This window comes from Legionella pelazae, assembly GCF_052527395.1.
Map to the genome: position 1 here is coordinate 1 of NZ_JBNVZS010000014.1, position 12,048 is coordinate 12,048.

Genomic DNA, 12,048 nt, shown 5'->3' on the forward strand with positions numbered 1-12,048 from the left:
AAATTAAAGCTTGTTTTGATATTTAAGGCATGTATTTTTATAATAGGCATTGCCAATTTTATATCGATATTTAGCAATGTAGATGTCTAGATTATTGTATTTTAATATGGATTAGAAATACGGCTTTGGGATTGGGTTACTTTTAAGGTTCGCCCTAACCAGTTTCTGCCATTCATTTCCAAAGAACTCTCTGATTCATGTTTAGAAGAAAAGGTGATAAAACCTATTCCTTTTGACTGGCCTGTAAAGCGATCTTTTATAAGAGAAATCTCAACTATCTTACCGTATTTACAAAATTCACTTTTTAGGGCTCCTTCTGTGGTATTAAACGGTATATTAGTTATATGGATAGTGTATTGACTCATGACTCATTCCTTTAGGGTAACGACGAACAATGATCTAGGAGAAAAAAACTAAAATACAGGCAATTTAGGGAGATTATTATGCACTGTAGGGTAAAACAGTTTGACCTAATTAGTATAGTCAAACAATCGTCATATTAAAAGCTCAGTCAAATTTTATCAACCTTAGCATTTCTAGAAGTTCTAATGGAAAGGAAGTCCTAAATTGTGAATTGAGGTCCTAAAACTTAAAATTTTATGAGTTATACAGTAACGATTAATGTAATTTTCTTAGTCTTCATACTTTGTTTTAGATGAAGGTATGATCATCTCCACAAGCTATTCTAAAGGGACACTTCCAAACTTAAGAATAAGATTGATTTTCGTTTTAAACTGATATAATAATGCACATTTATTGACAAATTATTACAAATTGATAAAATTAAGCACCTTTTTAGACATAAAGATAAGTTAATTATGTATAGTTTCTTTAGACAAGCAGGTATAAAACTAGCTGATTCTAGTTTCGCTAAGAAAGTAGGTAAAGAATTAGTTGATGGCCGACTAGGAGATAGAATTATAGCCAGTGCTACTGCTTATGGAATGTATAAAGCCCAAAAATTAACGGATGATATATTTACACAAGACTTAAAGAAACCGGACTCTGAACCTAAATTAAAATAATATTAATTTAATTAATATAAAAAACTATTATCAATATTTTGGTTTTCTTCATCATTAGAAAAATAAGCCAAGCCGATTAACTAATACTGCGCCAAGGAATGAGGCGCAGAGGCTGCTATTTTTCAAACAGCCCGCAGATGTTATAAAGTCTTTATACAGTTATTAAGTCATTGGTGTCGGCATATACTCTGCTCGCTTAAATAAGCATGTAGAAAACAGTATGCTCGCGGCCAAAATACTTACCGTTATTATGAATTACATATTGTAGGTTACATAATATAAGCTGTATTTTCTCCATGCTGACATAAACACTTTACAAAGATCATCGACAAAGTAATTCATATAAATTTATTGTTTAGGTCTCTGGTTTTTTATTCCCTCGTGAAACAATGAATTACCTGTTTTTCAATTAAACTAATTTAGGTAATCTATAGCAAAACAATTATTAACTATTTATGGCCATCATTCGACACTTATCTGTAGCTGTAAATTCGCCCGAAAAATGTGCTCAAGTTATTTCTGAGCTTTCAGGTGGTATTCCTCTGAAATTTAAAACTCGCATCGCCGAGATGGACGCATGGATATGTTTATGGGATGCAAGAAAGAATGAACTTATTGAACTACTTCCTAAAGGTTGGATAATGTATCCTACGTCTGAAGGAGCTTCCTTTAAAAAAGTTAATAAAATCGATCAGAGCAATTCAACGCATATACAATTAGAGGCCTCTACTTCCATAACCCACCTTCAGAGGATAGCAAATAAGTATGGCTGCTTGCATTATTATCGAAAAAGCCCTCGCTTGGGTGGTCCTTTATATGAGATTTGGATAGAAGAAGATTTCTTAATTGAATTTGTTTCTGATGAAATATTAAGTCGCTTTAAGGATAGCATTTCCCCTTAATCGTCAAGATTAAGTTTAATGTAGGCGTTGAAGAAGATTTAGAGAAATTAAATCTCATAATTAAAAAGATTTTTAACTCTATTTGCGAGCATCTTTTAAGAAAAGATAAGCTTGGATCGATTGGCTAACTTTATCGAAGGATCTGAATAATTAGAGCATAATAGAATTGAGGTTATTCTCTGGGTTCCCACTTCTTATCAAGTACATATTTTATGAATTGTTGCGTTTCTTCTAACCTATTAAAAGAATGATGTTGTGTCCAACAAAGCGCCTCTTCAATCAAATCTTTCCAAGCGCTATTATCATTATTGCTTATTGTCCACCGCGCAGCTTCTATTTTCGAGGTTATCATACCTGTTTCTAAAGTATATAGAGTTCGACACATCGTTAGAATTGCAAATACCTGATAGTCATTTCTCCTCAATTTTGCTAAATTATTTAGCATAGGTTCCCAGTATTCATTTAAATTTTTTTGCATAGCTAATCTTAAATCTTTGACAGTAATTTCTTTAACTAATTGTTTTATATTTGGGCCACAAATAGGAATTCCTTTTTCTCTAAGCACGTATAATTCTATAATAAAATTATTTCTATAATGCGCCAGGTAAAAGCTACCCTCATTAAAATAGGGCCGTGTATCATGTGGATTAAAGTTTAATAAGGTGGGTTTAGAAATATAAGAGACTTCAACTTTTTTCGCATAAGTTAGTTTACTCAAATAAAATTGTTTATGCATTTCCTCAAGTTGCTGAATTTTATTTTTAGCTAGTGAGCCTGTTGTAATAACGTAACAATCAATATCACTTGATTTACTATTGAAATTGTTAGTCGCGACTGAACCTCCTATATACATACCAATCAATTCATTTGATAAAATCGGTCGTATTTGTAAGAGCAGTTGCTGCAATATATTGTTTATCATGTTTTATACATCGTGTTGCTACTATTCTCTCATGATCTTAATAGCAAAAATTCTACTAACCAATAACAAATAAATTAAATGAGCGTTATCCCGTAAAATGCAAAGCATTGATGTGGAATCCATATAATATAAAATAGGTAGTTGCAATAAGAATCATTTATCTAGAATAAAGGTTTTAGTTTCTGATCTATAGAAAATAGTTCTTCAGTGGTTTTTATACTAAGCTCAATAGCTGCGTTAATCGTTTTCGTAACTAATTCGTTTTCATTTGAAAAGGCTGTTGTATCACCTACGATGGCTAAAATGCAGCCACTAAGGATGTGAGGTGACGTAGAAGTTATGTTTAATTTAGCATTCATTAAGGCGGTTAATATAAATAATTGAGCGCCTTCCATTTCCGAAGCTAGTACGCCTGCTTGTCTTAAACTATTCATATAATGCTCATTGTCATTTCTCATGGATAAATTAAACTCACGTGCATATAGAGAACTCTTGGAGTGTATCACGCCAAAATGAATAGGGTTTGCTGCTATAAACTGACTAGCTCGGCCTGCTGCGATCAAATATTCAAGTGAAGCTATAGCAGGATATTCAGGATAAATATAATCCCAAGAAGCTTTATCATCTCTAACTGCACTTGTTGCTATAACGAGGTGGCCAGTTTTGACGAGATTGGGCTGTAAAGAACCCGCTGTACCAACACGCAAAAGTCTACGGGTACCTAAATTAATTAACTCATTAATTATGATGTCTTCGCTAGGACCGCCCATACCTGTGGATATTGCGCCAACATCAATTTGCCCATACTGACTTGGTAGCGTTCCTAAGTACAAATTATGCTGCCTTGGATGAGACCGTATAATAGTTTGATTAAAGCGTTCACCCAAGTGTTTTGCGCGTTCATCTGAACCAGTTAAAAAAATATAACGTCCTAAACCATTATTGCCCTTTAGATCCTCAAGTGACGCATTAATATGCCTTGGCTCAATTAAGTCCATAGTAGAATTCCTTCTTAACCTAAAAAATATACTTTAAGGTATTGCCATGAAGATGTGGTAAATAATCTCAATAAGATTTAAATTCTTGAAAAAGATTTTAGTTATTCTAGTAAATCCAGTTTAGGATAGTTGCAGTATAAACAATTAAAGAATTATTAATTATTAGGGAAAATAATATGAAAAGGAAGCTTTATGTACTTAGTTTTATGATGTTTTATTTAATAACTGCAGAGGTAAATGCAGATAATACCTTCTCTAAGCCACAAGAACCGGCTATACAACAAGTCATTAATAACTACCTAGCTACAGATGGAAAAAAGGAACAAGTTACCGGTATTGCTGCTTCTATATTTATCCCGTCAGAGAAAGGTAGCCTAAAAGGGAATATAGTAAGCTATTTCACAGGAACCATTGGGCGACCACCTCATACTGCCCCTGTCACTAAAGATAATCTTTTTGAAATAGGTAGTATTACTAAATCGTTTGTATCAGCGCTTATCTTGCAATTGGAGGCAGAGGGAAAGTTATCAATTAATGACAACTTAGGTAAGTGGCTACCACAGTATCCCAATTGGAAAGATGTTACGATTAAACAATTATTGAATATGACAAGTGATATACCTAATTATTCAAGCAACGTAGACTTTTATAAAATTGCGGAAAAGACTAATTTTAAGAAGCAGTGGGAAGCGGCAGAGTTACTAAAGTGGGCTTTTCCTGATAAACCTATTGAACAGAAGAAGCAATTTAGTTATTCAAATTCAAATTATATTTTAGCAAGCTTAATTATTGAAAAAATTACCAATAAACCCTTTGCTGAAGTGTTAAAAACAAGGATTCTAGTACCTTTTCAGCTGAATAATACTTTTTATCCAGCTGGCAATGATGCAGAAGAAATTTATCAAAAGCTAATGCCACGAATGGTACATGGTTATTTTTATGACAAAGATAAGAAGAAAATGATTGATGCTACTGGCAATAATTTAACCTGGGCTGCTGCAGCAGGAGCAATTATCGCAGATACTGCTGATATTATTCGATGGGTTCAGATACTCTACCATGGTGAGCTTTTTGATAATAACCATCGTAAAAATGCTTTAACCGAATTAATGACAGTTGTATCAACAAAGACTGGGCAGGTGATTCCAACTGTAAGTAAAGATGATCCAGATGGGTTTGGTTTAGGTGTAGTTTACATTTATGATAGCGAAACTGAGAATCGTTATTGGAGTTATAAGGGCAGCACTTTAGGATACCGCGTTATGTATCTATTTAGCCCATGTAACAATATAACCGTTGCTGTTGCCTTAAATAACAAAGCCGGCGAGGGGGAGATAAATTCACCCATGGGTGATGCTATTAAATCGCTTACTATCGATATTTATCAAGCAATGATTAAAGCTTATCCTAATTATTCTTGTAAAAATTAAATTAAGTAGATAAGTGAATTTTTGAAATGGTTGGGTCAATTGACCCAACTTTAAAATTATTTGGTACTGCAATGGAGGTTAACTAATTGTTCGCTTTGATTAGTTAAATAAGCTTGAGCGTGAGCATCAGCTTCAATTTCTATTCTTTCATTAGGAGAGACAACGATTTTTAGTGTATCGCCTTCAGTAAGAATATGCCCATTAACAATAAATTTCCTTTGTAAAGCTTCAATATAGATTGCGCTTTTAGCATTTTTTTCAGTTCTAACTTTACAAGTTGCAGTAACAGTCCAGGGGAAATAATTAGAAAGTGTTTGTACCTGGTTTGGGGGTAAATCATATTCTTTTGATATCCCTTTTGCTAACTCTAGATTAGTTGCAAAAGAACTTGTAGCCAATAGGGCACTTGTACAAAGCAAAAGAGCCTTTATTTTTTTTACCATTATATTACCTCTACTTTGATATAAAATAGTTAACATTAGTTGCAACGAATATTCATTAAGGTATCAGCATCATTAGTGATAGTTAATTTTGCACGAGCATCTAATTCAAATTCAATTTTATCGCCAACTTTCACTAATACAGTCATCAAGCTGCCTTCAGGTAGGATAACACCATTAATAACAGCACGATTTTTTAATGCTTCAATTAAAAGAGGATTTTGATCGTTTTTTTCTGCTCTTACTGTGCATTTGAAATTTTGACTGCTAAACCAGCTACCATTAAATTTTACCGCTTGATGTGGGGGTAAATCATACCCTTTTAAGGTATTTAGAGCCAGTTCTTGATTTTGAGCAAAAGAACTACCTGCAAAAAGAACAGTAGCTGAGCACAATAAAGCAGCGCTAATTTTTTTTATTTTCATTTTTATTCCTTATTTCAGCTGGTTTACGTAATACGAATGCTGTATTTTCCTAAGATAGGAGAGGATAAAAAAACGGTCCTTTGACTTAAAGAAAATAACAAGTTAAAGGTGTTTCATTTATCCTTAAAAAAACGTCTCAAATTTAAAGCACTGTGCTTCTATTGTCAAACTAATTAAGTTCAATTTTATTTTAATGGCACTATTTTTTGGCGAGATTCATTGCTTAAATAATAAAAAATCTGCACGCTAAAAATATAAAAATTTTAAATTCAATAACTTATAAAGTTTATAACTAATTACTGCATTCAAATTTGATTCATTAAAATAATGAAATTTTTATTTAATAAAAAATGTCAAAAAAATAAGTATAATTCTGTCACAAAATCAGTTAATTATTTAAGTTAATTAATTTAGAAAAAGTCGTAGGTTAATAATTAAGATATATTTTTGGCAATTAGTGTCTCTATTGATAAATTAATATTGTCAAAAATGCATTGACATATAATCTGTCTATGGTAACTTAGTAACTGAGGCTTGCAATATTGTTAAGCTTGTCAATATTAATTTGACATGGTTGGCGAGTTTAATTAGTTGGAAAATACAGTCAGTGAACTTGGCAAATTTAAACGCTGACTCGGATAAAAACACTTGCTAGCCCAACTCATTAGGCCTACAGATATTTAGTTGCAGCGTAGGCCTTTACCAAGGAATAAATGTTTAATAACAAGAATGAGGTGTAATATGAATAAAATGAAATCTATATGTCTTCCTGCTCTTTTAGCTGCTGGTTTAACGACAAATGCTTTTGCACTTCCTTGTGATGGCTTTGAAATTAAAGTAAAAAATAATCTACCTGATAAATTATTAGTAACTCAAGTTCGCTTAAATGGTGCTGATATTCAGCCAGGTGGCATTCAACAAATAGAAGGTAAATCTGCACAAACATTTACTGTCAATAACAGCTCTGAAAAAGGTATTATGTCAGGCGAGTTTGTTTTCCATACAGTAAGCTTACCAAGTAAAGAGGTGAAAGTGAAATTTGATCTCGCTAACGAAGCAATTGTCTGTAACCACACTGATAAAACGCCAGCAGGTGATTATCCAGTAGACAAAACCCGCTTACCTAATCAAGTACTATATAGTATTGGTAAGTAGTAATATAAGGATTAAAAAGCAGTCTTTAGACTGCTTTTTAACATCAAAGGATAAGTGGTATTCTCTAAAAGCGAAATAAATGTAAACGCGACGCTGAATTAGATTGTTCAATTTCTTCTATTTCTTGTTTTATTTCTTCTACTCGTTGGAAAAAAGTTCCTTGCATATCGTTAAGACTTACAACCGAAGGTTCATAAGCTGGCGTATCTAATCTATTTAGAAGATCTACAATAAAAAATTTTGCTTTTTCATCTAATGAACCATAAAGCACTGAAAGTCCGTTTAAATCTTCCTTAATAGCATTAATATTATTGTTTAAATAGCGTTCTACGTTTTCTGGATCTTCAAATTTAGTCTTGTTTGTTTTTAAATGATTAAGCATTGTAAAGGATAAAGCGCAGTATTCTATGAATAATTCCGATAATTTGGTTAAAGCGAAGTAATCAAGATGTTGGCTAGCTTGTGTTTTACTTACAAAGGGTTTAATCTCCTCACGACATCTTACTCTTTCTTTCCAGAGTTCGTTATATTTCTTTTCTAGTTGAGCGAATTTCATTGTAGCTACCTAAAGAGAAAAACTGTATATATTTTAAACAAAAATCCTTAAGAGAATATTAAAAGATTATTAGAATTAAAAGCGATTGAGAAACATTGCTCTAAGTCGTTTTAGGAAAATGATTGCGGTTAATAAATTAAAAGGAATTAGCAATGACTATCTTATCACTTTGAAAAATGGTCTTTAAAGGTCATTACTCTGTTAAAAAATTTTTAATTAAGCTTAAGATTCATTTGCTCGAAGAAAGTGCCAAACTCATCCTCTTTACATTCTGTAAACGGTTTATAATTAATTGATGGATTAAAACTATATATATGACGATTTTCTATTTTGTAAGAAAACTCATTTTTTAATGTATCTATTCGTGTAACTACGCCATCAATAATTTCTCTCATTTGCACATCTAATTTAAGATTCTTGAATTGTTTAAAGTCGTCCAGAGCCTGAGTAATAGTCTCAGTAAAGTAATTTTGTACTCGCTCGTAATCTTCAAAAGCAGGAATATTTTTATTTAAGTCCTTGAGTATAATTAAAACGGAAACACAGTAATGTTTAATAGCTAAATTTAAAGAATCTATATTATTATTATTAAAAAAGCCTGTATTTTGGCGTTCTTTTAATTGTATAATAGTTTCATAGGCTTTAAAAACATTCTTGTTCCAAAATTCATCATAATGATGTTGTACTTCAGAAAATAACATAGAATCCTCTACTAATAAAAATAAATCAAATATGCAAGAATTTTATACTATTTTTGTTAAGGCAATATTAATTCGCATAAAACTATCTAATTAAAAATAGATTGAGCCTTAGCTAATTTAATTTTGACTAATTTCGAAACTACTGTGATTAAAAGTTATTGGTTTTAGGAAAGTTAAGGAATTTAAGTTAGTGGATAAAATTATTTGCTTTGTAAAATTAGCCCATATATAATGAGCCCCTCGTCCTTGAGGGCGAAATATAGGCACGTAGCTCAGTGGTAGAGCACCACCTTGACATGGTGGTGGTCGGTGGTTCGATCCCACTCGTGCCTACCATCTCAGCCCTTTTTGCAGGGTATCTTTTAGCAATTTTGGGTAAATTACTTTAATTGCTCTTACTATCCTGGCTATGCTGCTGGGAAATGACTATTTTTTAACTAAATAGATAACTTATAATCTTAATTTAACTGGCAGTTGGTTAGAGGGAGTACAAGATGCCAAATATTAAATTGCCTGATGGTCAGGTAAAGCATTATGACTATCCCATTACTGTAAAAGATGTGGCTTCGGATATAAGCCTAAGCTTAGCTAAGGCAGCATTGGCAGGACGTGTTAATGGAAAATTAGTTGATACCAGCTTTCAAATTGACGGTGATTGTGAACTGACTATTATCACTGATAAACAAGATGAAGGCTTAGAAGTAATAAGACATTCTGCAGCACATTTATTAGCCCAAGCGGTAAAACAATTATTTCCTAGTGCACAAGTTACAATTGGGCCTGTCATTGAAGACGGTTTTTATTATGATTTTGCCTTTGAGCGTCCATTTACACCTGAAGATTTGCAGCGCATTGAAGCTAAAATGTATGAATTAGCAAAACAGGATTTACCCGTATCAAGGCGAGAATTACCTCGTGATGAGGCAATTAATTATTTTCGTAGCTTAGGTGAAGAATATAAAGCAAAAATCATTGCTGATATTCCAGCCGATGAAGTTTTATCTTTATATAAACAAGGCGATTTTGAAGATTTATGTCGTGGTCCTCATGTTCCTTCAACAGGGTTTCTAAAAGCATTTAAATTAACGAAAGTTGCTGGCGCTTATTGGCGAGGAGATGCCCGTAATGAAATGCTACAAAGAATTTACGGTACAGCTTGGCCTAATAAGAAAGCATTAGAAATTTATTTACATCGACTTGAAGAAGCCGAAAAACGTGATCATCGCAAGCTTGGTAAGGCGTTAGAATTATTTCATTTTCAAGACATTGCACCTGGTATGGTGTTTTGGCACCCTAAGGGGTGGACCATTTATCAAATACTTGAACAATATATGCGCCATCGATTAGGGGATTTTGGTTATCAAGAAATTAGAACGCCGCAATTAGTAGATAGAACACTATGGGAAAAATCGGGCCATTGGCAAAATTTCCGTGATGAAATGTTTGTAACTGAAACTGAAAACAGACACTATGCAGTCAAACCTATGAGTTGCCCTTGTCATGTTCAAGTTTATAATCAGGGGCTTAAAAGCTATCGCGATTTACCACTTCGTTTTGCAGAATTTGGCAATTGCCATCGTTGTGAACCTTCGGGTGCACTACATGGGCTAATGCGTGTACGTAATATGGTCCAAGATGATGCGCATATTTTCTGTACTGAAGATCAAATTCAATCTGAAGTAGCCATGATGCTTGAGCTAGTAGAATCGGTTTATGCTGATTTTGGTTTTTCCGAGATTAAGTATCGCCTAGCGCTGCGGCCTGAAAAGAGAGTAGGTGCAGATTCAGTTTGGGATAAAGCAGAGCATGCTTTAAAACAAGCGATGCAAGATAGAAATATTAATTGGGTAGATGCTCCCGGCGAAGGTGCGTTTTATGGCCCTAAAATTGAATGTTCCTTATCAGATTGCCTAGGCCGTATCTGGCAATGTGGCACGATTCAAGTTGATTTTTCTATGCCTGAGCGATTAGGTGCTTCCTACATTGCAGAAGATGGAAGCAAACAAATTCCTGTGATGCTACACCGCGCAATTTTAGGTTCATTTGAGCGATTTATGGGTATTTTAATTGAGCACTATGCTGGTCGCTTCCCCTTGTGGCTTGCTCCTGTACAGGCTATAGTACTTACAATTAGCGAAAAACAGCATGATTTTGCTCAAAAGGTAACAAAAATTTTACAAAAACAAGGTATTCGAGCTAATTTTGACTTGAGAAATGAGAAAATAGGTTTTAAAATTCGCGAACATACTTTGCAAAAAATTCCCTATTTATTAATTATTGGTGATAAAGAGGTTGAAAATAACTTAGTTGCTGTGCGCTCTAGAGAAGGTCAGGATCTAGGCACAATGACTTTAGAAAGATTAATTGATGTTTTACAAAAGGAAGTAAATACTAAAGGCCAGCGCACGCCCGCATTAGCTGCTAATAATGTTGTAGTTTAGCAAAGTTGCCTTAAAATATTATATTAGCGTTATAATTAAATTCTATATAACGTTATTATGTTAACTAACTGGAGGATTTAACTATTAGTGTATCGAACAAGCAGCGTGAAAGTGATCGCGCACGCGTTAATGAGCAAATCAATGTACCAGAAGTTCGCTTAATTGATGATGAAGGCAACCAGCTGGGGATTGTATCAACGCGCGAGGCATTGCGCGCAGCAGAAGAGGGTGGTTTAGATTTAGTAGAAATTTCACCATCTGCGCGACCTCCAGTTTGTAAATTAATGGATTATGGTAAATTTCTCTTTGAATTGAGCAAAAAACAAGCTGAAGCAAAGAAAAAGCAGAAGCAAATTCAAGTCAAAGAGTTAAAGTTCCGTCCAACGACGGAAACTGGGGATTATCAGGTCAAGCTACGCAACCTGGTACGTTTCCTAAAAAACGGTGATAAAGTGAAAGTGACGTTACGCTTTCGTGGCCGAGAAATGGCCCATCAAGAAATTGGTATGAAACTTATGGAGCGTTTGCAACAAGATACGGCAGAATATGCTGTTATCGAGCAACATGCAAAACGTGAGGGTCGACAATTATTGATGGTTTTATCGCCTAAAAAAAAGTAGGTTGAGTTTAAGAGTTAGCGTTACAGAGGATTTATTTTGCGTTAGTTGAGAAAATGGTTCAATTAGTCTATTTAGTGACTTAAATATAATATTTTATTTAATATTTTAAAGCTTTAGCTTTATTAAATCAGTAAGTAAGCCAATGAATCTCCTTAAAATAGACCCTTTTGCTAATTAACTTAATTCTGCCATATTATTTATTGTAGAAATAAATGCGGAGTATAAATTATGCCTAAATTAAAGTCGCATCGGGGTGCACAAAAGCGCTTTCGTAAGACAGCAAGTGGTGCTATTAAGCGTCGTCGTGCTTATAGGAATCATATCCTTACTAAAAAATCGAGCAAACAAAAACGACAATTGCGCGTTGAAGCAGGTACATTAAAACAATGTGATGCGCGTTTAGCTGAACGTATGTTGCACGGTAGTTAAGGGG

Annotated in this window: 14 protein-coding genes and 1 tRNA gene; 8 read left to right on the forward strand and 7 right to left on the reverse strand. The window is 33.6% G+C overall.

Translation table 11 applies throughout. The features are described 5' to 3' along the window. Window positions 1-101 precede the first annotated feature (101 nt). On the reverse strand, window positions 102-365 hold the full coding sequence (locus tag ACQUW5_RS12620; protein WP_444991617.1) for an RNA recognition motif domain-containing protein: 264 nt from the start codon (window positions 363-365) through the stop codon (window positions 102-104). A 453-nt stretch (window positions 366-818) separates the two neighbouring features. Between ACQUW5_RS12620 and ACQUW5_RS12625 the strand changes: the two genes are divergently transcribed. Together ACQUW5_RS12625 and ACQUW5_RS12630 are read left to right on the forward strand one after the other, a co-directional pair. Next, window positions 819-1,025, forward strand: coding sequence for a hypothetical protein (locus ACQUW5_RS12625; RefSeq protein ID WP_444991618.1), 207 nt, complete (start codon window positions 819-821; stop codon window positions 1,023-1,025). 455 nt (window positions 1,026-1,480) lie between these two features. Next, window positions 1,481-1,927, forward strand: coding sequence for a hypothetical protein (locus tag ACQUW5_RS12630; protein WP_444991619.1), 447 nt, complete (start codon window positions 1,481-1,483; stop codon window positions 1,925-1,927). A gap of 172 nt (window positions 1,928-2,099) precedes the next feature. On the opposite strand, the gene ACQUW5_RS12635 is transcribed toward ACQUW5_RS12630, so the two are convergent. After that, entirely contained in the window at window positions 2,100-2,849 is a 750-nt protein-coding gene (locus ACQUW5_RS12635) for an aminoglycoside adenylyltransferase domain-containing protein (RefSeq protein ID WP_444991620.1), read from the reverse strand. A gap of 161 nt (window positions 2,850-3,010) precedes the next feature. After that, window positions 3,011-3,847: a phosphorylase family protein gene (locus ACQUW5_RS12640; RefSeq protein ID WP_444991621.1), complete on the reverse strand. Its 837-nt coding sequence runs from the start codon at window positions 3,845-3,847 to the stop codon at window positions 3,011-3,013. Window positions 3,848-4,023: 176 nt separating this feature from the next. On the opposite strand from ACQUW5_RS12640, the gene ACQUW5_RS12645 reads away from it, so the two are divergent. Beyond that, on the forward strand, window positions 4,024-5,277 hold the full coding sequence (locus ACQUW5_RS12645; protein WP_444991622.1) for a serine hydrolase domain-containing protein: 1,254 nt from the start codon (window positions 4,024-4,026) through the stop codon (window positions 5,275-5,277). A 56-nt stretch (window positions 5,278-5,333) separates the two neighbouring features. Here the strand turns inward: ACQUW5_RS12645 and ACQUW5_RS12650 are convergent, their stop codons facing one another. Further along, window positions 5,334-5,720 carry a hypothetical protein gene (locus ACQUW5_RS12650; RefSeq protein WP_444991623.1) on the reverse strand — a complete coding sequence of 129 codons (387 nt, stop codon included), beginning with the start codon at window positions 5,718-5,720 and terminating at the stop codon, window positions 5,334-5,336. 35 nt (window positions 5,721-5,755) lie between these two features. Next, entirely contained in the window at window positions 5,756-6,142 is a 387-nt protein-coding gene (locus tag ACQUW5_RS12655; protein ID WP_444991624.1) for a hypothetical protein, read from the reverse strand. A 741-nt stretch (window positions 6,143-6,883) separates the two neighbouring features. Here ACQUW5_RS12655 and ACQUW5_RS12660 point away from each other — a divergent pair. After that, the gene (locus ACQUW5_RS12660; protein ID WP_444991625.1) at window positions 6,884-7,297 is read left to right on the forward strand and encodes a hypothetical protein; all 414 of its coding nucleotides are present in this window, start codon (window positions 6,884-6,886) and stop codon (window positions 7,295-7,297) included. 64 nt (window positions 7,298-7,361) lie between these two features. On the opposite strand, the gene ACQUW5_RS12665 is transcribed toward ACQUW5_RS12660, so the two are convergent. Together ACQUW5_RS12665 and ACQUW5_RS12670 are read right to left on the reverse strand one after the other, a co-directional pair. Further along, window positions 7,362-7,853: a hypothetical protein gene (locus ACQUW5_RS12665; protein ID WP_444991626.1), complete on the reverse strand. Its 492-nt coding sequence runs from the start codon at window positions 7,851-7,853 to the stop codon at window positions 7,362-7,364. Between the two features lie 212 nt (window positions 7,854-8,065). Further along, a complete protein-coding gene (locus tag ACQUW5_RS12670) occupies window positions 8,066-8,554 on the reverse strand; it encodes a hypothetical protein (RefSeq protein WP_444991627.1) in 489 nt (162 codons plus the stop codon). Window positions 8,555-8,815: 261 nt separating this feature from the next. Between ACQUW5_RS12670 and ACQUW5_RS12675 the strand changes: the two genes are divergently transcribed. From ACQUW5_RS12675 to rpmI, 4 genes are all read left to right on the forward strand, one after another. Continuing rightward, a tRNA-Val gene (locus ACQUW5_RS12675) sits at window positions 8,816-8,890 on the forward strand. Between the two features lie 158 nt (window positions 8,891-9,048). Then, window positions 9,049-10,995: a threonine--tRNA ligase gene (gene thrS, locus ACQUW5_RS12680; protein WP_444991629.1), complete on the forward strand. Its 1,947-nt coding sequence runs from the start codon at window positions 9,049-9,051 to the stop codon at window positions 10,993-10,995. An 83-nt stretch (window positions 10,996-11,078) separates the two neighbouring features. After that, window positions 11,079-11,615 carry a translation initiation factor IF-3 gene (infC, locus tag ACQUW5_RS12685; protein WP_444991701.1) on the forward strand — a complete coding sequence of 179 codons (537 nt, stop codon included), beginning with the start codon at window positions 11,079-11,081 and terminating at the stop codon, window positions 11,613-11,615. Between the two features lie 228 nt (window positions 11,616-11,843). Beyond that, window positions 11,844-12,044, forward strand: coding sequence for a 50S ribosomal protein L35 (gene rpmI / locus ACQUW5_RS12690; RefSeq protein WP_444991631.1), 201 nt, complete (start codon window positions 11,844-11,846; stop codon window positions 12,042-12,044). Window positions 12,045-12,048 lie beyond the last annotated feature (4 nt).